The organism is Trueperella pyogenes, from assembly GCF_001070855.1.
Lineage (GTDB): Bacteria > Actinomycetota > Actinomycetes > Actinomycetales > Actinomycetaceae > Pauljensenia > Pauljensenia pyogenes_A.
This window is the reverse complement of the sequence record NZ_JVLH01000003.1, coordinates 180,818-201,639: the sequence shown is the minus strand read 5'-3', so window position 1 is coordinate 201,639 and position 20,822 is coordinate 180,818. Positions and strand designations below refer to the sequence as shown.

The window sequence follows — 20,822 nt, the reverse complement described above, 5'->3', positions numbered from 1 at the left end:
CGTTTCAGAGTCCTTGCGTTTCAGAGTCCTTGCGTTTCAGAGTCCTTGCGTTTCCAGGGCACTTGCGGCGAATTTTTATGACACCCTATGGAGCCAAGAGATCGCCCGAGCGTCAGTAATTCTTAAATCCGCCCTTACTGGGTGGCGGCGGGAAAGCACCGGGCGCCGGCGTAGGTGGAGTGGTTGGCGGTGCATACGATATCGCGGGCGGTGTATAGGGCGAGGTATAGGGCGGCGTGGGCGTGGAGCTGCTGCTCTCCACCACCATCACATTGCCGTTGGTCAGCACGATATTGGTAGGGGAGTGCAGCTGAGCCATAGTTGTTTGTCGCTTGCGCCATGCATAAACGGCAATGATCAGGGCAAGCACAATATAAATAGCGTGTTTGATGGTTGGATTATCTGCAAGATTGGGTGCGAATTCTTCCAAGAACATCAGAACAACAGTCAGCATGAGGATCAGGCTAGATATAACCACGATCGGGAAACTGACAATCGCATAGATGCGTCGAGAGGCCGCGTACAGCAGGTTATTGAGCTTGTGATAGGCGACTCCGACAATAACCATTGCAACAACAGCCCAAATGAAGTGGGCCGTTTCTGAGGATGTCAGCCATGCCATATGGTCCATCGTGAAAATGCCGGTAAGCCCTATGGCAAGTACGTAGTCGGGGGAGAAGAGCATCCACAGCAGTAATCGCATGTAGAAAAAGAGGAAGGCGATGATGATCGCGAAAATGAGCAGTATGAACAGCAAGGCCATGCCTTCATCCTAACAATGTGAAATTTGTGCTAGCTGATACCTTGCTGAGCGCGGAAATTGGTGCTTGAACAGTATTTGTTCTGCTGGATTTAGGGTGCTATCACCGCACCTGTTCCAAACTTTTAATTGAAAAAATAGGACCTGACGAGTTGTCTGCTTCGCTAAAGTGGGCGAATGGTACAACTATGCATCCGCACATAGGTGCATATGCCACTGCACATAAGTGCACAAAGCTGGATAGGTGCTGCGCAATTTCTTTGTAATAGCTTCTGAACTGCGAAAATGGCGTTTAGTTGTTGATGTTCGCCTTTGGCAAATATGCAAATCTGTGTGCTGGAACACATTTATAAGCATGAAACTCGAACATACCAGTCACATAATTAACAGCGGAGATCGGAGACTATTAGTCCCTGATCTTTAGGTTTTGTCCATCCTCGACAAGGAAGTCAGTGAACTTCTATGGAACGTCGCATTTTTGCACACCGCGGTTTGAACCGTGTCGCACCCGAGAACACTCTTGCAGCTTTTGAAAAGACTGCAGATGCTGGTCTCACCTGGATTGAGACTGACGTCGACATCCTTGGTGACGGTACTCCAATCGTCATCCACGACACGTCGCTTGATCGTACGACCAATCGCAGCGGGTCGTACTACGGCCTCGAGAAGGCAGATCTGGCATCGATTGATGCTGGTTCATGGTTCTCTCCGGAATTCGCCGGACAGCCCCTGCCCACCCTTGAGCAGCTGATCGAGCTCCTCAACCGCCGTGGACTGAATGCCAACATTGAGATCAAGTCGAATGAGGCCGGTGGCGCCATGTCCATGCGTCTCATTGATTCGATTCTTGATGCGCTGACTGGACTCGACCCCGAACGAGAGGTTTTCTTCTCCTCCTTTAATCACGTGTTGCTGGCGAAGATTAAGGAACGCGCACCTCAGTACGAAGTGGGCTGCCTGTACGAGACTTGTGCTCTCTACGACGACTGGAAGTCCATGCTCGAGCTGGTTGGCGCGTCATACATTCACCCCGAGGACCGCGGTCTGACCAAGTCCAAGGTTGAGGCCTTCCGTGAGGCAGGCTTCGGTGTCAACGTGTGGACCGTGAACTCGATTGACCGAGCACATGAGCTCTTCAATTGGGGCGCAACCGGTGTCTTCACCGATGTTGCGGACTCTTTTGCCCATCTTCAGTGAGTGAATCTCGAAAGGTAAATTCAACAACATGTCTGAAACCTCAGTAGGCACAAAGTCGCGCCTTCCTAAGTTCTTGCAGAAGGGCCGCATCGGCGGCTTCCTCACTGTCGTGCTGACCGGCCAGCTGGTCTACGTCTCCTTCGAGGCGTTCAAGGGATCTCTGCTGATCCCCGTGACCAATGCTCTTGGCATCACGGTCGCCGACTTCGGTACCATCATGGGCTGGCTCGGTATTGCCATGTTCATGTACGTGCCCGCCGGCTGGGTGAACAACCGTTTCCCCATCCGTAACATTCTGATCTGCTTCGCCTCGTGGCGACTGCTGACCTTCCTGTTCCTGTGGCTCTCCCCGGTCTTGGGCTACCACCTGAACATCAAGATGCTTGTTGGCATTGCAATTACGTGGGCAATTTGGGACGCCATCGGTTGGCCCGCCGTCGTCAACGGCGTTGCCTTCATGGCATCTGACTCTGACTCCAAGGGCCGTGGCCTTGCAATGGGCCTCCTCGAGTCCATCCGTCGTGGCGTTGAGTTCTGCATGAACCTCATCATCATCGGCTGCATGGCCATTTTCCCGACCCACGCAAACGGCATCATGATTGGTTTCGGCCTGGGCTACTCCCTGCTGCTGATCCCGAACATCATCGCCATCCTGCGCTTCGTTCCCGCCAACGCTGTTGCCGAGTCCGAAGGCCACACCAAGAACACCGCAGCTCTCATGGGTCTGCTCAAGGTTCTGGCACAGCCCGGTGTTTGGTTCGCAGGTATCGCCGGCATGTGTGTTTACTGGTGCTACGTCAACCTGATCTACTCCTCGGCTCCTTACCTGAAGCTGGTCTTCCACGCATCTGACGCTGCCTCCGGTGCATTCGGTATCTTCTCGACCGGTTTCGTTGGCATCATCGCCGGCCTCGTTGCAGGTATGCTCGCTGACTACGTCTTCAAGTCCTCGACCACCATGGTTGCAGTCGCTCTGACCGTTATCGCCATCGGCGTTGGCCTGGTCTACCTGCTGCCCGCATCCGACTCGATGATGTGGCCTGCAATGATCCTGCTGGTTGTCATGGCATTCGGTGTCTTCCTTGGTAAGTCCGTGCTGCTTGCTCCTATCGCCGAGCTGCACCTGCCCGAGGAAATCAACGGCTCCGCAATGTCGGTCGGTTCCTTCCTGGTCTACGCTTCCATCCTTTGGGGCAACCCGACCACCGCTGGAATCATCACCGCCCACGAGGCCAACCCCTACGATGGCTACCGCATCATCTTCCTGATCACGCTCTGCGTGGCAGTCGTTGGTGCTGCTTGCGCCTACGCACTGGTGTTCTCGAACCGTCGCAAGAAGGCTCTGAGCGCCGAGGCTGAGTGATCCTTTCACGGATACTCTCCACTGAATCCAATTCAGTTGGCCTCTCGAGGCTGAACTGACTGAGGCGGGTCCTCATCGTCCCAGGTACTTCGGTACCGGACCTAGACGATGAGGACCCGCCTTTTACATGTCCTCAAGCCCTTGCTTCCCCGTCATCACTCTCAACTTCTCCGGCCCGTCTTCGTCCACGCCTCGGCGTGATTGTGGAACAATAAGACCAGATCGCATCTACCATTCATCAACACATCTAGCATCAGCGCGAGGGGTTGGAAGCTTCATGGCTCTCTTTGAATTCGACGAGGGGCGTTTGATCCCTGCCCAATTCGGCCGCTCAGTATCCGACGGTTTGACCCCCGAAATCGTTGATGCCGTGTGTAATCAGGTGCTCGAGATCGTTTCGCGCCCACTTTTCCCCATCACGTGGCGAGATATTTCCCCCTTTGAAGGTTCGGCCTTTGTTGATGGCTCCGCAGAAGACGAGGCTCCTCGGCTGACTGCCCTTGATCCTTCTGGCCAAGTTGTTTCGGTCGAGATTCTTGACTTCCTGGACTCAGATACGCTGATTCAGTCCCTTTCGCGCCTCGCTGGAACCGCCGCACTGTCGTGGTCGGATCTGGCCCGTGAATATCCCGGAGGCGTCGCAGCTTTCAAATCCGGCTGGATTCATTTCCGCGATTCAATGCCTCCCTCGCCCGGTGCAGGTCCGCGTCTGGTCATGGTGGTTGGCCGCATTGATCCCGCGGTTCGTCCGGCGCTTGAGGTTCTCGCTGCCTCCGGCGTTGAAGTTCATGAAATGAGCCTGCGCGAGATGAGCAATGGGCGTTCTTTCCTTGAAGTTCACGCTGTTGGTCCGCGTACCTACGCGCACGCCCCCCACCTGCTTGCTGGGCGCTCTGACGATGTTCCCGCGATCGCCTCGTCATTTCGCGAGGTGGCCGCTCCCGTGACCATCGAGTCCTCCGTGGGCGTTGACTTAGTTTCCCCCGAACCGGCTACCGAGGCCGAGGCCTCGGCGCCCGAAGACGACGACTACCTTCCCGAGGATGAAGAGTTCGTTCAACAGGCCGCCGACGCTGAGGCCTTAGAGCCGCAAGCTCCTGAAGTGGAAGCCGAGCACGCGCACGAAGGAAGCGATTTGCATCATCATGCTGCGCCAGTCATTGGTGAAGATGGTGACGACGACTTAGAAGAGGAAAGCGAAGAGCTCCGCGCTGCGCGCGAGGCGGGGATCCCCGTCCTCTCGCGTGATGCGGCTGCCCTGCGTGTCCTTGGGCAGATTATTGCCGAGGATGTTCCCGCAATTATCGTTGACGTTCCTCAGGCAGAGTGTGAATTCACGGCCGATGGCCTGTTCCGCTCGGGCGAAGAGAGCTGGGATAACCCGCAGGACGCGCTTTCCTACTTTGGCGTTTCCGGTAACGGCTGGACGCTGTGGCACCTGGGTGGGGAAGAAGGCCCGACCTTGGGTGAGTCCCTGGCAGAGGTCAACCGAGAGATCATTCGCGAGTACTCACGCGATTAGATAAACGCCTTAATCCAGCGATCCATTGTTTCGTAGACCTGCGCGCGCACCTGAGGGTCAGAGAGCAGCAGGTCGTGCTTGCCCGGGAAACTGGCGATGGTGACCAGCGGCCCTAAGCGCGATGAGCGTTCCAAGATGACCTCGCGATCTAAGACGACATCACTTGAAAAAGTTTGTGGCGTGAATTCTTCGCTGAAGAAGCTAGACGTCGACATCATCGAAAGCACGGGGATATCCAACTTCACCGAAGTTGCAACGGAGTCGTGGCCTTCAAGGATCGCCTCGAGCCAGGCCGCGTAAACGGGGTAGGAGCCTGGCCGCTTCCACTCCAGCGCGTAATCCCATCCCTGAACAGCAGGGTCGTCGGCGTAGGCCTCGAGAGATTCCGGTAGGGGAGCCTCCAGTGAATTCCACCCCTCGTGAAGCGAACGCGCATAGTTATCTGGACCGCCGCCGCCTCCCGGAACTGCCCACATCGGATTTCGAGAGGCGATGCGTTCAAGAATCGGAGCCATGGTTGAACGCATGGAAGCCATCGTCTGCATTTCAAGCCACGCAGAATTCAAAATCAGGCCGTCGATTGCACCGGGATGGCGGTTCGCCCACAGCGTTGCAAGCAGCCCGCCCGTTGAGTGACCCATCAGAACAAGTGGAAGATCGGGGTAATCATCGCGGATTAGATCCAGAGCTTCTCCGAGTTCCTCATCGTACAAACTGAGGTTCGAAATGAATCCCATGCGTTGGCCGGGGCGTAGCGAACGACCATACCTGCGTAAATCGATCGCGTAGAAGGCCCCTGCACAATCGGCGATATTTTGGGCCAGCTCGCGCTGGAAGAAGTAGTCGTTGCGGCCGTGAATGTACAGGGCAATAAAACGCGGGGCTGGGGAAGAGGCTGCGTGTCCTTGGTAGCGAACCAAGGTTGCAACAACAGGCCCTGCGTCATCATCCATGAGGGGGATGGTGCGCGATTCGTAGCCCTCACCCAGGACGTCGCGCTGCCACTGGCCAACGGGGGCTGGGCCTTCTTCTCCCCAGGGGGCCAGCACAGCCTCGTCGACGAGGCCATTGAAGCCATCGGCACTGCTTGGGGATTCGGGGAGCTCGGTTTCGTCCACTGTACTCACTCCTGTGTTTGGGATCTGCATTGATTTTATGTGGATTTTCGCGTGAAAGATATCGTTATTTGGGGCAAATGTTACAAATGTTGCGATCGTGATTTATGTGGCTTCGGTTAAACGTTGTTGCGAATGTTGCCTAAGTGAACTACTCTCGAATGCTGTATATGACGACGCACGCCCTTATCCCGGCGTACAACGACAGGTGGACCAGTGAGACGTGAGACAAAGCGCCGCGGTATTCGCGCAATCAGCGTGACCGCGCTATTTGCATCACTCGCTGCAGCAACTCCCGGTATCGCTCTTGCAGCTCCCAGTGACGAAGAGATCGCACGAGCCCGCGAAGCCGAAAATGCGGCAAAGATGTCGGTCGCTCAGATCGAAGTAGAACTTGCAAGCGTGAAGAGCGAAGCTGAAGTCGCACTTCAGAAGGCCATGAGTGCTGCGGAAGAACTGAACGGTGCCCGCTACTCGCTTGAACAGGCGACCCAGACCGCGCGTCAAGCGCAGGCGGATGCTGATAAAGCGAAGGCTGATTACGAGGCAGGCAAGCAAGAGATCGCCTCGATCGCACAGACGGCATACCGCGATGGCGGTTCATCCCTTGACTCCATCGCCCCCTACCTTTCCGCCGACGGACTGCGCACGGTTGAAACCAAGCAGGCCACACTCAACTCCTTCTCGGCCTCGGCGAACGTCAAAATGCAAAAGGTTGCCGCGCTTGAGCAGGTCGCAAACGTCATGAACGACGCTGCGATCCAGGCACAGGCCAAGCAGGCGGAAGCAACCGCACAGGTTGAAACTCGTTCCGCTGCGGCTCAGAGCGCTGCGAACAACGCACGTAACGCGCAGGCCATGACTGCTGCTCGCCGTGATGCTCTGGTTGCGGAGCTCGCACGCAAGCAGAACACAACTGTTGAGCTGATTAATCAGCGCGAGGCCGAGCTTGAGGCGCAGCGTCAGGCGGCAGCCGCTGAAGCTGCACGCCAGGCTGCTGCAGCAGAGGCTGCGCGCCAGCAGGCAGCTGCCGAAGCCGCACGTCGCGCACGTGAACAGCAGAACTCCTACACGCCAGCTCCTGCCCCCGCAGCCAGCTATGACGATGACGATGACACTCCATCGTCGGGCGGCGGTGGCGGCGGTAATTCTGATGCCGCTGCAGGTGCCATCGCTTGGGCAAAGAGCAAGCTCGGCGCACAATACGTGTGGGCGGGCGAAGGCCCCGGCTATGACTGCTCCGGTTTGGTCACCATGGCGTACCGTTCACAGGGGATCTACCTGACCCACTGGTCGCAGGCACAGTACTCGGAAGGCACTCGCGTGCCGGTCAGCCAAGCTCAACCCGGCGATCTGATTTTCTGGAACTGGGATGGTGGCAACATCGACCACGTTGCGATCTACCTGGGCAACAATCAGATCATCGAGGCACCGACCTTTGGTGTTCCGGTTCGAATCACCTCGATCTACGGATGGAGCGCGGTTCTGCCCTACGCAGTGCGCGTGGCGTGACGGCGTGAGTCGCGGGGGCATTTACCTCTGCTTTTGTCACACGAAGTCGCTGAATGTCATGCGTTATAGCCTGTGACATTTGGCAACAACGTGTGGAGGTGGCTGTGCAACAGGCCCGGGCGTTTGGGGAAGACGCCCGGGCCTCGTTTTATCTGCGTGGGATAACTAGTTCTGAGTCGCAGCGTTGAGATGTTGATCTTGAAGGCGACATATCCGTTTGTGAGTTGGCTCAACTTAGAGCAAAAGAGAAATAAGTTCCCGTGATTGGTCGTTTTCTTTGGTGACGCCACAAATTAGCACCGACGCACAAGCGTTTCGTCATTACAAAGAGGAATGCGATGATCACCTTCGACCACGTGTCGAAAACATATTCACCCGATACGAAAGCGGTTGAGGATTTTTCTTTAACGATTGCCCCGCACACAACAACGGTCTTCCTCGGGACTTCAGGATGTGGCAAGACCACACTGATGCGGATGGTGAACCGCATGGTGACTCCCAGCTCAGGGACAGTCACAGTTCGTGGCCGCGATGTCGCGCATGAAGATCCTGTCGCCCTTCGTCGATCCATCGGCTATGTCCTTCAAGACGGCGGTCTTTTCCCGCACCGAACTATCGTTGACAATATTGCAACCGTTCCAGTTCTCGAAGGGGTTTCAAAGGCAAGCGCGCGAGCAGATGCGCTCAAACTCATGGAGCTGGTCGGCCTCGACCCTTCAATGGCGAAGCGCTACCCCGCCCAGCTTTCCGGAGGTCAGCGCCAACGTGTCGGTGTTGCACGAGCCTTGGCAAACCGTGCAGACATTCTCTTGATGGACGAACCCTTCGGAGCCCTCGACCCTCTGGTACGCGCCGACCTCCAGCGCCAACTTCGTCGCATTCAAAAGTCCCTGGGCACCACGATCCTCTTCGTTACACACGACATTGACGAGGCCATCGTGCTGGGTGATCGCATTGCCCTCCTTCGTGAGGGAGCACAGATTGCACAGGAAGGGACCCCGCGCGATCTTCTCTTAAATCCAGCCAATGACTTTGTACGCGAGTTCCTCGGAACCTCCGCAATCAGCGAGCGCGAACGAATCTTGGAAGGTGCAACCGGCGAAGACCAAGCGAACAAACCCGGTACGGCCTCGGAAAACCGTGCGCAGGGGGAACGCGCGTGAATTGGCTCTCCGGTTCCTGGGCACTCATTGGTGAACTCACCCTCACCCATCTCACCATCGCACTGCCCGCGATTATTGCTTCGGTGCTGATTGCAGTTCCTGTAGGAGCGTGGGCGCAGCGTTCGAAAGGGGTTGGGGGTGCCGTTCTCTCTTTCCTGACAGTTCTCTACGCGGTGCCTTCGTTGCCACTCCTGATTGTTATTCCGGTTCTGTCAGGGATTGCTCTTCGCTCGCGGGTCAACATGGTTGTTGTGCTAACGATTTATGGAATCGCCGTGCTGATTCGTCAGTGCGCCGAGGCCTTCGCCGCTGTTCCTACTGACGTCCTCGAGTCCGCCGATGCACTGGGATTGTCACGTTTCCGCCGATTCTGTACGGTTGAGCTTCCTTTGGCTATTCCCGTGATCGTTTCTGGGACACGAGTGGTCATTACCTCGACGGTTTCTTTGGTAACGATTGGTGCGTTCATTGGTGTGCGCTCGCTGGGAACTCTGTTTACCGATGGCTTCCAGCGTGGATTAACCGTTGAAGTCTTGGCCGGGCTGGTGATGACGATTGCCTTGGCTCTGCTTTTGGACGCACTTGCAGTCGGCCTGGGGGCGCTAATGACACCGTGGAGGCGAAAGCGATGAATCTTCTCCTTGAAGCTGCTGACTGGTTAAAGGACGGGCAGAATTGGCTGGGTCCATCAGGAATCCTGGTTCGGACTGGTCAACACCTGTTTTTCGTTGCCGCCGTTGTCCTGATCTCCTCTTTGATCGCCCTACCGATTGGTTTGTATATCGGGCATACAGGACGCTGGAAAAACCTTGTTTTAACCGCAACTGGAGCCGCTAGGGCGGTGCCTACTCTTGGCCTTCTGACCCTGATTGGATTGTGGTTAGGCATCGGTTGGCAAGCGCCTCTTATTGCTCTTGTTGCGTTGGCAATGCCACCGATTCTCGCAGGTGCCTATTCCGGTGTGATCTCTTCTCAAGGATCATCCGATGCGGCGCGAGCGATCGGTCTGACTGAAGGTCAGATCCTCACACAGCTTGAGATTCCAGCGGGTGCACCACTGATTCTTGCGGGTGTGCGCTCAGCGGTACTCCAGGTGATCGCGACGGCCACACTGGCTGCATACACAGCGAACCTTGGATTGGGACGTTTTCTCTACACGGGGCTGAAGACGCGTGATTATGGGCAGATGATCGGAGGCGCAATCGTTGTCGTTGCGCTGGCACTCGTCACCGACGCCATACTTGCAGGGCTCATACGTCTCCTGCGCTCCAGAACCCATTCGGATTCACAAGCTTTATAACTTCATCACATTCGCTTACAGACTTTTCTGCACTCAGAAGACAAAACCAAAGGAGAGATAATGAAACGCTCTGCTCTCGCCGCCGTTGTAGCGGCATTTACTGCCGTTGTGCTCACCGCATGCAGCACAGGGAAGTCCCTAGAAGGTGGTGAAAAAGCAGAGGAAGGTGCGGCCTCGTCAAAGATCGTGGTTGGCTCCCAAGACTACTACTCGAATGAAATCCTGGCCGAGGTCTATGCCCAGGCGCTCGAAGGATCAGGTTTCACGGTCGAGCGTCAGCTGCGCATTGGTCAGCGCGAGGTCTACATGCCCGAGCTGGAATCCGGTTCGATCGATGTTTTCCCCGAGTACACGGGCAACTTGCTCCAGTACTTCGATAAAGATGCGAGTGCTCGTACGGATGCTGAGGTTTACCAAGCACTGGGCGCAGCCCTGCCCAAGGGGTTGCGCGTATTGGACGAAGCCCCCGCAACCGACCAAGACTCCTATGTTGTCACCACTTCTTTCGCTTCCGAGCACTCTCTAAGCTCAATTGGTGACCTGGCGAACGCTGGACAGATCACTCTTGGCGGCAACTCTGAGCTTGCCACGCGTCCGTATGGGCCGAAGGGACTGGAATCGGAATACGGTGTGAAGGTTGGTTTCACGCCGATTGAAGACTCGGGCGGGCCGCTGACGGTAAAGGCGCTGAATGATGGTTCGATTCAGCTGGCGAACATCTACTCTTCGGACCCCGCTCTTGCAGACGGAAGTCTGACGGTCCTCAAAGATCCGAAGGGCCTCTTCTTGGCATCGCACGTGGTGCCAGTTGTTTCCACGAAGATCAACCAGGATGCAGCCGCTGTTATCAACAAGGTCAGTGGGGCTATGGATGCCAAGGACTTGATTGAGATGAACCGCCAGTCGACTGTTGAGGCACAGTCTGCGTCCGCGATCGCGTCGAAGTGGCTTGAATCAAAGGGCTTGCCGCACAAGTAAAAGGCTTGATGCGCAAGTAAGGCACTTGCTGCACAAGTGAAGCGGGCACTTCGCGCTTGCTGTGGTTGTTCGGGGGGGCGCTTGTGTGGTGTCAGGTGCCGCCAGCTCATCCCTAAATGCCACACGAAGTTGGTGAATGTCATGCGTTATAACCTGTGACATTTGGCGACAACGTGTGGAGGTTGGGTGAGTGCAGAGCTTTCGTGTGGAGGTAGTTGGGGTGCTGCTCGTGATACTCTCGCCGCTTTCTCAACAGGGAGTTCGTTCTCCGCCGCCACACGAAGTTGGTGAAAGACGCTGGATACTCAATCGATATACCCCTTGTCCCACAGCTGGCTAGAAGTCGTTGGTATGGCCTCGAGCAAGTCGAGCCGTTGGGCAAGATCGATCTGAAGACGAGGCAGGTTCTTTAGCTGCTCCCACGAGTATCGAATGACATTCCATCCGCAGTCGCGCAGGTCCTGTTCTCGACGAACCCACCGTTGTTTTGCGCGGTAGAGGTCTTCATTCGTACTTCCCAGTTTGCTCATCCCATCGAATTCAATCGCGATGTCTTTCTCTGGAAGAGTGAAATCAATGAAGTGTCTTCCTGTACTGCCATTAATCTCGAACTGTGTCTGTACAGGACCGCTATAGATGCTGCGGATTGCGAAGAGCATTGCCGCTTCGGCGGGGTTATCGCATCCTGCATCTGCGTTCTCCACAATGAGTTTCGCAGTGGATACTCCATACTTCCAGCCGTTTTCCTGGGCAATAGACAATCGTCGAGTAAGTTCCTTGCGCAGGTCCTTCTCGCGGATACGTGAATCCCCTATGCGCTGTAGCGAAAAATCAGATTCGGTGTGCAGCGTCATGCACATGGCAATAAAAGCCTCAAAGTGTTGCGACCCCATTGCAAGACGAAGAGCCGCATCTAATTTGTCTTCTACTTGAACGCCATTCTCTGTTAACCGGTGATCTGTCAGCGGAGGTCTGCGCAGTTTCCTGACCTTCACACGTGGAATGGTGAAACCTGAGTAGCGCACCGATGGGAGAGTGGAATTTGGATAGGGCTGAGGACACCAAAAGGTGATGTCGTGGTTCGATGACCACAGTGGAACTCCCTGGACACAAAGCGAGCTGGTTCCAACGAATACAATCCGCGGATCTCGTGATTGTGCGAGAGAAACAATACGTGCACGATCAATGTATTGATTAACTTCCCACCGAGCTAATCCCGCCGAAATGGTCAGCATAAATCCGCGTTTCACCCTGATTTGTGAGTGAGAGCTTCCGTCTATTGGTGCTAAATGAACTTCTCGTGTCGATCGGGAGAGCACGCTCCCTTCTGTCTTTTCTTCATCCATGTACCCAGTGTCTGTAGCACAGTTCAACCAGGGGGAGGCTCGCATTAATCTGTGGAAAACGCCGATTGTATGTACACCCTATGGATCGCTCTTGGGTGAATCGTATGAGTGGCGCTTATGGCTCAGCTGCACCCGTTCGTTATCTCAGAAAAGTTACATGAAGTCGCTAAACGTCATGGGTTATGGCCTGTGTCATTTACCGACTTCCAGTGTCATTTTGAGAGTAGAGGAAGAGTAGAGGAAGCGTGCCTCGGCGGTAAGTAAGGACGGACTCATGCATGAATGGTGCTCCACGAGTTGTTGGCAAATGTCACGCGTTATAGCCTGTGCCATTTGCCGACTTCGTGTGTTTGTTTTGCAAACAGAAAAAGGGCTGGTGTTCGTGAGAACACCAGCCCGATCCTGTTAATAAGTGTTTGAGCGATCAGTGCGCGTTGAAACCGTGCTCTTCCGCGCGCTGGTAGGAACGACGAATTTCTTCCTCGGCCTCTTCGCGTCCAACCCAGTGTGCGCCCTCAACGCTCTTGCCGGGCTCCAGGTCCTTGTAGACCTCGAAGAAGTGCTGGATTTCAAGACGGTGGAATTCAGAGACGTCTTCAATCTCGGTACGCCATGCTGCACGCTGGTCGGATGCGGGAACGCACAGGACTTTATCGTCACCGCCCTTTTCGTCGCGCATACGGAACATGCCCAGTGCGCGGCAGCGGATTACGCAGCCCGGGAAGGTCGGTTCTTCAAGCAGAACCAGCGCATCCAAGGGGTCGCCGTCTTCGCCCAAGGTATCGTCGATGAAGCCGTAGTCATCGGGATAGCGAGTCGAGGTGAAGAGCATGCGATCCAAACGGATGCGTCCCGTTTCGTGGTCGATCTCGTACTTGTTTCGGTTTCCCTTAGGAATCTCGATGGTCACGTCGAATTCCATTAGAGCCTCTCCTGACTGGTTGAGCCGTTGATCCACCACGTGGATGTCGATTACGTATTACTACCCCTCGAAGCATTAGGGTTGTTCCTAGACCATTGATGGAAGGACAATCCCCACATGCGACGCGGGACTACTGCTGCGATTGTAGGCGCTACTAGCGCCGCGGTGCTGATCGCAGCCTATTTTGTGGCAGATGTGCATGATATCGCACCTGGCATCTTCACACTTTCTCAAGCATCTGCGCCATCTGCAGTCCCCACAGCTTCTGCTGTGCCCGCTCCTACATTGAATGTTTCACAGTCGCAGAGCGATAGTCAAGCTCCCACCGCCCAACAACTCCAAGAAGCGTGGGCTCCCGCGGCCTCGGCAGCCGAAGAAGGCGGTTGGAACGCATGGGCGCTCGTCGTTGATGCGAACAACGGTCAGACGCTCTTCCAAAGTAATGCGGAAAGTGCCCACACTCCGGCTTCAATCACCAAGATCCTCACGGCCTATACCGCTCTCAGCCACCTGGACCCCAATGCGCACCTGACGACCTCGGTTGCCCAAAGTGATGACGACATCTACCTCGAAGGAGAAGGCGACCTTCTCTTGGGTGAGGGAACCAACTCCCTTGAGGTCAGTGGGCGCGCAGGCCTTGAAACCCTTGCGAAAGACACGGCGAATGCCTTGGTCTCTAAGGGAATTTCTCACGTCGAGCTTCACGCGGCTCCCGCGCTCTTTGCCGACACCAAGCGTCCCGCCTCGTGGAGCGAACAGCAGGTTGCCGGCTACGAAGGCCAGCTTGCTCCCTATGCGATCGATGCAGGTCGCACCTACCCGAAGTCCAATGAGTTCTACCCCGACTCAATCTCCAATGTTGCGGAGGTTTTCGCGCAAAAACTCAGTGAACAGGGGATCTCCGTTGATTTTGGCGTCCGAGGCGCAGCCCCGCAGGGTGCGAACCGGATCGCATCTGTTCAGTCCGCAAGCCTTGATGAGCAGATTCGCTGGATGCTCTACCACACAGATAACACCCTTGCAGACCAGTATTGTCACTTTGCGGCGCGTCAGGCAGGCTCTGAAGTGACATTCGATGGTGCGGTCAAGAATCTTGAAAAAACCTTGGCGGATCGCGGAATTCCCACGGATCAGCTCTCGCTGGACGACTGCTCGGGCCTGTCCTCGAATGACCGGATTGCGCCAAAGACCTTGGCGGCAATTCTTTCCCAGGGTTTCGAGGCCTCGCAGCCCGCTGCGCCACGAGTGGTCCGAAACCTGCCCTGGGCGGGCGTACAGGGAACCCTCGCACACCGCTTGAATGACGAGGTTGTGGCTGGTAATGCGCAAGCGAAGACGGGCTCTCTTTCGGCGGTCTCTTCACTTGCCGGCGTGGTGTCGACCTCGAAGGGGCACCAGGTGATTTTCATCGTTGGTTTCGACAAAGTTCCCGATGATGGCGCATATTCAACTCGCAGCTATCTGGATGATTTTGTCACTGCCATTGCAAAGATGTAAATGCTACCAAGTATTCGCTGAGCGGTGCCGGTGAAGCTGTGGCTTCAGTCGACAGGCTGCATACAAGCGCAGAGCAATTCGATAGCATAGAGACATGCCGTTGTATCCCTCACTCACACAGATCGCGCGCCTGAGCGCGATGGGCATGTTTTCTGGACCGCAGGCTTCAGCCTCATCGGCGCAGGCAATTGTCTCGCGTCTTCGGCGCGGGCAAGAATGGGCTTCTAGGCGTCTGCCTTCCCTGATCACTCGCTTTGCTGAGTTTTCCTCTTCTGATCTGCAGGACAGAGTGCACGTGGATTTGCCGATCATTGAGCGTCGCAGCGCAATGCTCCAGTGGGCAGATTTTGCCGATGAATGGGGAGTGCGCGCACGCAGTCTTCCCAGCGCAGCCACCCTGTGCACGGCTTTAGGAGTGCTGGCAAAACATTCTCTGAGTGTGAGCGGACCTAGCGGTGCTGCTGCCTATCTTGTCGCCCCGAATGTTTTAGAAGTGGGTGTGTGCGCCAAGTTTGATTTGGGAGATTGGGCAAAGTGGGTGTCTTTGCGCGCGGGGGTTGACACGTGGCTGTCCATGCGGACGCCTTTTTATCGGGAGTACTGTCACGAACTTGTCACTGCCGCGCCGATTGATGCAATTGATGCTGAAGAGCTTGCGCGTCAGCTGCTTCTTCGCGAGTGTCTCATCGATGTTTTTATGGATTCATTGACTCCGAAAGATCTGTCTTCGATCAATTGGATTACTGCGCATCGGCCTGCAGATTTTATGGTCGATGGGGCTTTGATTAGCCTGCTTGGGGGAGTGGCTCCCGGAGGGATTACTCAGCTTCGCCGTGAGATGGCGAATGAAGTCCATCAGATCTTGATCGGCCCCGGTCTTGAATCGATTTTCAACAACCGTATGTGGCCGAGCTTCCAGTGATCACAATCCCCGCTAATCCCAAGGGAGATGTACGTACACTCTCGCTGGAAGTGCGCCCGCACGTTCAGTGGGCCATTCAGCACTGCGATGCCTTACTTATTGCCGTATCCGGGGGCGCAGACTCAACTGCGCTCGCGGCAGTGACTATTGATCACTGCATGCGCGCCGGCTCTACTCCCCACACCTTGACTGTCGATCACGGGATCCGAGCTGGATCAGATATCGAAGCGCGTGAGGTGAGTGAGCGCATGGCTTCGCTCGGCGCTTGTGCCGAATGGGTGAGCGTCAGGCTTGCGGCAGAGGGGGGGCCCGAGGCCTCGGCTCGCGATGCGCGTCGGCGTGCTCTTGTGGACCATGCCAGATCTTTGGGAGGGCGCGTTGCGATCTTCCTTGGACACACGATGGATGATCAGGCTGAAACTGTGCTTTTGCGTTTGGCGCGCGGCTCTGGAGTTGGGTCATTGAAAGCGATGAGCTCATGTGATGACACGGGAGAGATCGTCTGGATTCGACCAATTATAAAATGTCGACGTATTGAGACTATTGGTGTATGTCGCGAACTTGGTCTTCCCTGGGTTGATGATCCTTCGAACGCTATGGATGGTCCTTGGAGGGCCGCTGATGGAAGTGCACTCCGCCGAAGCGCGATCCGAGAATGCGCACTTCCCAGTTTGCGCGACAGCTTGGGGATCGACCCCGTTCCCGCCCTTGCACGCACTGCGGAGCTGTCCGCAGCGGATGACGAGGCCTTGGATCAGTGGGCGAACCAGGTGTGGACATGCGCATGGGAAGCGATGCCGCCACAGGAGGATACGGCCTCGGGAATGGGAATCCTCAAAATTGAGCATCTGCAGCAGATTCCCGAGGCGGTGCAGATGCGCGTCCTTCACCGCTACCTGAGCGCGCTTGGCGCACCGAGCTACGTGCATCTTCAAGAGGCGCGCGCACTAATCAACCACTGGACGGGACAAGGGCCCATCTCGGTTCCAGGGGGAACGCTCTTACGCAGAGGGAAAGGAAAGCAGGCGTACCTCATTGCCATGACGCCTGCTGACTCTTCCTTGTTGCGCCAAGAGCGAGAAACTCCGCCATGCTGAGCGCCTCTTCGCGCACATGTGGCACTCTTATAAAGTTGGGACCCGCACAGGAAAGGACATGGGACTGTGGACGCACAGGACATGGGAAACGCACTCGAACGCATTCTGGTTACGGAAGACGAGCTGGCACGCCGAATGGCTGAGCTCGCCGCTGAAATTGATGCCGATTACCAGGGCAAAGAAATTCTTCTTGTGGGTGTCCTCAAGGGCGCGGTCATGGTCGTCGCCGACCTTTCACGCCACCTCCACACTCCTCTCTCGATGGACTGGATGGCCGTTTCCTCCTACGGTGCGGGCACTAAGTCGACCGGCGTTGTCCGTATCCTCAAAGACCTCGATACAGACGTCACCGGTCGTGATGTCCTGATTGTCGAAGACATTATTGACTCTGGACTGACTCTGTCCTGGCTTCGCGAAAACCTTCTGGCTCGAGGAGCAGCCTCTGTCGAAATTGCTGCTGCCCTGCGCAAGCCCGAAGCCCTCAAGGTCCCGGTCGAGGTCAAGTACGTTGGTTTTGATATCCCGAATGAATTCGTTGTGGGCTACGGACTGGACTACGCAGAGCACTACCGTCAACTTCCCTTCGTTGGGACCCTGGCACCGCACGTATACGGCGGCTGAAAGGTAAATCCATGGCAGATAACACTCAGAACAAGAAGAAGAGGAATACCTGGGGGCTTGTTGCAATCCCATTGCTTCCCCTGGTGATCGCCCTGTTCTTCCTGTGGACGTGGTTCCAGCCGCAATCGGTGGATACTTCCGAAGGTCTTCAGATCCTGAAGGAAGCCCAGATTGAACGCGTCGTCGTTAACGATGGAACTCAGCAGGTCAACCTGGTGTTGAAGGACCCGTGGACCCACAAGTCCACCGGTGTCAATGACCGCGAACGTAGCTTGGGGCGAAACATCAGCTTCACCTATGCACGCACGCAATCGCAGTCAATTGTTGAGTCGGTTGAGAAAGCCAATCCCGGTAAAGGCTGGGATGCGTACTACCCGCAGTCCTCGTTCCTGAGTTCAACTCTTGCCGCAATCCTTCCCTTGGCGCTGGTCATGGGGCTCTTCTGGTTCTTCATGAGCCGCATGGGCGGATCCCAGATGATGGGTCCCTTTGGCCAGAGCCGCACCAAGGACTTTAACCAGGAGCGCCCGAACGTTACCTTTGCTGACGTGGCCGGTGAAGACGAGGCCGTTGAGGAACTTGAAGAAGTTCGCGAGTTCCTGATTGCCCCCGAGAAGTTCCGCAAGGTCGGTGCACGCATTCCTCGAGGTGTGCTCCTCTACGGTCCTCCTGGAACGGGTAAGACCCTGCTGGCGAAGGCAGTGGCGGGTGAAGCTGAAGCTCCCTTCTTCTCTATCGCAGGTTCGGAATTCCTTGAGATGTATGTCGGTGTTGGCGCTTCGCGTGTGCGTGATCTTGTATCTCGCGCAAAGAAGGTTGCTCCCGCGATTATCTTCGTCGATGAAATCGATTCGATCGGTCGTCACCGCGGTTCTGGTTATGGTGGCGGTTCTGATGAACGCGATCAGACCCTCAACCAGCTGCTGGTTGAGATGGACGGCTTTGATGATTCCTCGAATCTGATCTTCATCGCTGCGACTAACCGTCCCGATATTCTTGATCCCGCCCTGCTGCGTCCGGGCCGTTTTGACCGACAGATTGCGGTTGAAGCTCCCGATCTGAAGGGGCGCGAGGCAATCCTGCGCGTGCACTCTCAGGGCAAGCCCCTGACCGATGATGTCGATCTGCATATGATCGCAAAGCGCACCCCGGGCTTCACCGGTGCGGATCTGGCAAATGTCTTGAATGAGGCCGCATTGCTGACGGCTCGTTCAAATGCTGACTTGATCGATAACCGCGCGATTGATGAGGCGATTGACCGTGTGATCGCCGGCCCGCAGAAGCGCACTCGTGTCATGAATGACCACGACAAGCTGGTGACTGCTTATCACGAAGGCGGCCACGCCCTGTGTGCAGCGGCATTGCGCTACACGGATCCGGTCACGAAGGTCACCATTCTTCCGCGTGGACGCGCGCTGGGTTACACCATGGTGCTGCCCACCGAAGACCGCTACTCCAAGACCAGGAATCAGATTCTTGATGATCTGGTCTATGCAATGGGTGGCCGCGTTGCCGAAGAAATCGTCTTCCGTGATCCTTCAACCGGTGCGTCGAACGACATCCAGAAGGCCAGCTCTCAGGCCCGTGCGCTCGTTACTGAATACGGCATGTCCGATCGTGTGGGTAACGTTCGTTTGAGCGCGGATGATTCGGATCCGATGACCGGTTACGGTACCGGCCGAGGCGCTGAGCGCGCCTATTCTGATGAGCTTGCTTCCGTCGTTGACCAGGAAGTGCGTGCGCTCTTGGATAACGCAACCCGTGAGGCTTGGGAGATTTTGACCAAGAACCGCGCGGTTCTGGATCGCTTGGCACAGCGTCTTTTGGAAGAGGAAACTCTGGACGAAGCGCAGCTTGCCGAGATCTTCAAGGATGTCATTAAGCAAGATGAGCGTCCCGTGTGGAATTACGGTGCGGAAGGCGCGGTTCAGGGCGCAGTTATGGGAAATCCCATCGCCATGCCTCTGAGTGATCGTGCGCAGTCTAAATCTGCTGATGATCCATCGGCTGACCCGGCTGCTCCCGCAGAAGTTCTGGATGACCCCGATGGTGGTATCGCGCCCGAGGAGAATGCCCAGTGAGCTACGATCAACAAGGCGTTGAAGACGCCTCGCGCGCGCTTCTTGAAGCCGTCGGCGAAGACATTAACCGCGAGGGACTTCGCAATACCCCCGCGCGGATGGGTCGTGCGTGGCGCGAACTTCTCAGCGGCCTCGAAGAAGATCCTCGTGAACACCTCAAGACCACCTTCGAAGTGGGGACCGATGAGATCGTTATGGTCCGTGATATTCCCTTCTACTCCGTGTGCGAGCATCACCTGCTGCCTTTCTACGGGCATGCGCACGTGGGGTACATCCCCAAGGGCGGTCGCGTTACGGGGCTGTCAAAGCTTGCGCGTGTCGTCGAAGGGTATGCGCGTCGCCCGCAGGTTCAGGAACGTCTGACAGCTCAGATCGCCGATGCCATCGATGAGGTTCTTGCACCTCAGGGTGTCATTGTCGTTGTTGAGGCCGAGCACATGTGCATGACGATGCGAGGTATTTCCAAGCCGGGGTCCTCGACCGTGACCTCTGCTCTTCGTGGAATTGTCAAGCGCGACGCCACTCGAGCGGAAATGATGTCCCTGGCATTGGGTGGGGTCCGCCGATGACTTCTGTTGAGGCCTCTTCCTCTTGGGCGCTCGCGGGAGGTGCACAACCGCCTCGTCTTCCCGAAGGCGTCGATCTGCCACGGGATCGAATGCTCGTCATGGGCATTTTGAATGTCACCCCAGATTCCTTCTCGGATGGGGGCCGTTTTCTGGATCCGGGAGCGGCGCTCGACCACGCTCAGGAAATGCTCGACGAAGGTGCGGACCTGGTCGACTTGGGCGGTGAATCAACACGTCCGAACTCCACGCGAATCAGCGAGGACGAAGAATGGGAGCGAATTGGCTCGATCATTCAGCGCCTTGGAGCATCGGGGGTTGTTGTTTCTGTTGATACCCTGCATGCGCTAACAGCGCGTCGTGCGGCAGATGCGGGTGCTGCCATCATCAATGATGTCAGTGGAGGACGCTGGGATCCGCAGATGAATGCGGCCGTTGCATCGACCTCCTGTGCCTATGTTATTCAGCACTATCGTGCGCTTCCGGGGATGCCCGAAGAGTCTTTCGACTACGGCGATCAGCCCATCGCAGTTGCCTTGAGAGAGCGGGTTTCCCAACAGGTTCGTGATGCTCTCGAGGCCGGGGTTGAGCCCGAGCGCATCATTGTTGACCCGGGATTGGGTTTTTCACTGAATAACGAACAATGCTGGTCTCTCGTCGCGTCGCTGCCGATTTTTGCTGAGCTTGGGTACCCTGTTCTTATAGGTGCGTCCCGGAAACGCTTCCTCGGTCAGTCCCCCCTTTCGGACCGAGATGAAGCAACTCTCGATATATCTCGGCGCGCGCTTTCAGACGGAATATGGGCCGTCAGGGTCCATGCCATAAGCCAACAAGCAAAGCTTGTTCGTGCAGGGAGGTGA

General features: G+C 56.2%; 19 protein-coding genes. 15 read left to right on the top strand and 4 right to left on the bottom strand.

Annotation, left to right across the window (positions count from 1 at the left end; all coding sequences use genetic code 11):
• Positions 1 to 112 precede the first annotated feature (112 nt).
• Positions 113 to 763 carry a hypothetical protein gene (locus tag ADG72_RS00980; protein ID WP_048711489.1) on the bottom strand — a complete coding sequence of 217 codons (651 nt, stop codon included), beginning with the start codon at positions 761 to 763 and terminating at the stop codon, positions 113 to 115.
• Positions 764 to 1,222: 459 nt separating this feature from the next.
• On the opposite strand from ADG72_RS00980, the gene ADG72_RS00975 reads away from it, so the two are divergent.
• The 3 genes from ADG72_RS00975 to ADG72_RS00965 all read left to right on the top strand — a co-directional run bounded on the left by ADG72_RS00975 (position 1,223) and on the right by ADG72_RS00965 (position 4,842).
• Positions 1,223 to 1,957 (top strand): glycerophosphoryl diester phosphodiesterase, encoded by a 735-nt coding sequence (locus ADG72_RS00975; RefSeq protein WP_048711487.1) that lies wholly within the window; start codon positions 1,223 to 1,225, stop codon positions 1,955 to 1,957.
• A 28-nt stretch (positions 1,958 to 1,985) separates the two neighbouring features.
• Complete coding sequence (locus ADG72_RS00970) at positions 1,986 to 3,320, top strand: MFS transporter (RefSeq protein WP_048711486.1); 1,335 nt, start codon at positions 1,986 to 1,988, stop codon at positions 3,318 to 3,320.
• A 277-nt stretch (positions 3,321 to 3,597) separates the two neighbouring features.
• Positions 3,598 to 4,842, top strand: coding sequence for a hypothetical protein (locus ADG72_RS00965; protein WP_048711484.1), 1,245 nt, complete (start codon positions 3,598 to 3,600; stop codon positions 4,840 to 4,842).
• Here ADG72_RS00965 and ADG72_RS00960 read toward each other — a convergent pair.
• Positions 4,839 to 5,990: an alpha/beta fold hydrolase gene (locus ADG72_RS00960; protein WP_192831719.1), complete on the bottom strand. Its 1,152-nt coding sequence runs from the start codon at positions 5,988 to 5,990 to the stop codon at positions 4,839 to 4,841. The two genes, ADG72_RS00965 and ADG72_RS00960, sit on opposite strands and share 4 nt — an antisense overlap.
• A gap of 183 nt (positions 5,991 to 6,173) precedes the next feature.
• Here ADG72_RS00960 and ADG72_RS00955 point away from each other — a divergent pair, with 183 nt between their 5' ends.
• From ADG72_RS00955 to ADG72_RS00935, 5 genes are all read left to right on the top strand, one after another.
• Positions 6,174 to 7,469: a C40 family peptidase gene (locus ADG72_RS00955; RefSeq protein ID WP_048711481.1), complete on the top strand. Its 1,296-nt coding sequence runs from the start codon at positions 6,174 to 6,176 to the stop codon at positions 7,467 to 7,469.
• A gap of 338 nt (positions 7,470 to 7,807) precedes the next feature.
• On the top strand, positions 7,808 to 8,632 hold the full coding sequence (locus ADG72_RS00950; RefSeq protein WP_048711480.1) for an ABC transporter ATP-binding protein: 825 nt from the start codon (positions 7,808 to 7,810) through the stop codon (positions 8,630 to 8,632).
• Positions 8,629 to 9,264 (top strand): ABC transporter permease, encoded by a 636-nt coding sequence (locus tag ADG72_RS00945; protein ID WP_048711479.1) that lies wholly within the window; start codon positions 8,629 to 8,631, stop codon positions 9,262 to 9,264. Before ADG72_RS00950 ends, ADG72_RS00945 begins: the two co-directional genes overlap by 4 nt.
• On the top strand, positions 9,261 to 9,932 hold the full coding sequence (locus ADG72_RS00940; RefSeq protein WP_048711476.1) for an ABC transporter permease: 672 nt from the start codon (positions 9,261 to 9,263) through the stop codon (positions 9,930 to 9,932). The genes ADG72_RS00945 and ADG72_RS00940 overlap by 4 nt, the downstream gene beginning before the upstream one ends.
• A 60-nt stretch (positions 9,933 to 9,992) precedes the next feature.
• On the top strand, positions 9,993 to 10,910 hold the full coding sequence (locus ADG72_RS00935; protein WP_048711474.1) for an ABC transporter substrate-binding protein: 918 nt from the start codon (positions 9,993 to 9,995) through the stop codon (positions 10,908 to 10,910).
• A gap of 305 nt (positions 10,911 to 11,215) precedes the next feature.
• Here the strand turns inward: ADG72_RS00935 and ADG72_RS00930 are convergent, their stop codons facing one another.
• Both ADG72_RS00930 and ADG72_RS00925 read right to left on the bottom strand, forming a co-directional pair.
• Positions 11,216 to 12,145: a hypothetical protein gene (locus tag ADG72_RS00930; protein WP_048711472.1), complete on the bottom strand. Its 930-nt coding sequence runs from the start codon at positions 12,143 to 12,145 to the stop codon at positions 11,216 to 11,218.
• 535 nt (positions 12,146 to 12,680) lie between these two features.
• Positions 12,681 to 13,178: an inorganic diphosphatase gene (locus tag ADG72_RS00925; RefSeq protein WP_009408546.1), complete on the bottom strand. Its 498-nt coding sequence runs from the start codon at positions 13,176 to 13,178 to the stop codon at positions 12,681 to 12,683.
• A gap of 117 nt (positions 13,179 to 13,295) precedes the next feature.
• Between ADG72_RS00925 and dacB the strand changes: the two genes are divergently transcribed.
• The 7 genes from dacB to folP all read left to right on the top strand — a co-directional run bounded on the left by dacB (position 13,296) and on the right by folP (position 20,822).
• On the top strand, positions 13,296 to 14,675 hold the full coding sequence (gene dacB, locus ADG72_RS00920) for a D-alanyl-D-alanine carboxypeptidase/D-alanyl-D-alanine endopeptidase (RefSeq protein WP_048711470.1): 1,380 nt from the start codon (positions 13,296 to 13,298) through the stop codon (positions 14,673 to 14,675).
• Between the two features lie 94 nt (positions 14,676 to 14,769).
• On the top strand, positions 14,770 to 15,597 hold the full coding sequence (locus ADG72_RS00915; protein WP_048711468.1) for a hypothetical protein: 828 nt from the start codon (positions 14,770 to 14,772) through the stop codon (positions 15,595 to 15,597).
• On the top strand, positions 15,579 to 16,694 hold the full coding sequence (tilS, locus tag ADG72_RS00910) for a tRNA lysidine(34) synthetase TilS (RefSeq protein WP_048711467.1): 1,116 nt from the start codon (positions 15,579 to 15,581) through the stop codon (positions 16,692 to 16,694). The genes ADG72_RS00915 and tilS overlap by 19 nt, the downstream gene beginning before the upstream one ends.
• A gap of 66 nt (positions 16,695 to 16,760) precedes the next feature.
• The gene (gene hpt / locus ADG72_RS00905) at positions 16,761 to 17,315 is read left to right on the top strand and encodes a hypoxanthine phosphoribosyltransferase (RefSeq protein WP_019126898.1); all 555 of its coding nucleotides are present in this window, start codon (positions 16,761 to 16,763) and stop codon (positions 17,313 to 17,315) included.
• Positions 17,316 to 17,326: 11 nt separating this feature from the next.
• Entirely contained in the window at positions 17,327 to 19,396 is a 2,070-nt protein-coding gene (ftsH, locus tag ADG72_RS00900; protein ID WP_048711465.1) for an ATP-dependent zinc metalloprotease FtsH, read from the top strand.
• Positions 19,393 to 19,965, top strand: a complete 573-nt coding sequence (gene folE, locus ADG72_RS00895) for a GTP cyclohydrolase I FolE (protein WP_009408552.1) — start codon at positions 19,393 to 19,395, stop codon at positions 19,963 to 19,965. Before ftsH ends, folE begins: the two co-directional genes overlap by 4 nt.
• Positions 19,962 to 20,822, top strand: a complete 861-nt coding sequence (gene folP, locus ADG72_RS00890; protein WP_019126900.1) for a dihydropteroate synthase — start codon at positions 19,962 to 19,964, stop codon at positions 20,820 to 20,822. The genes folE and folP overlap by 4 nt, the downstream gene beginning before the upstream one ends.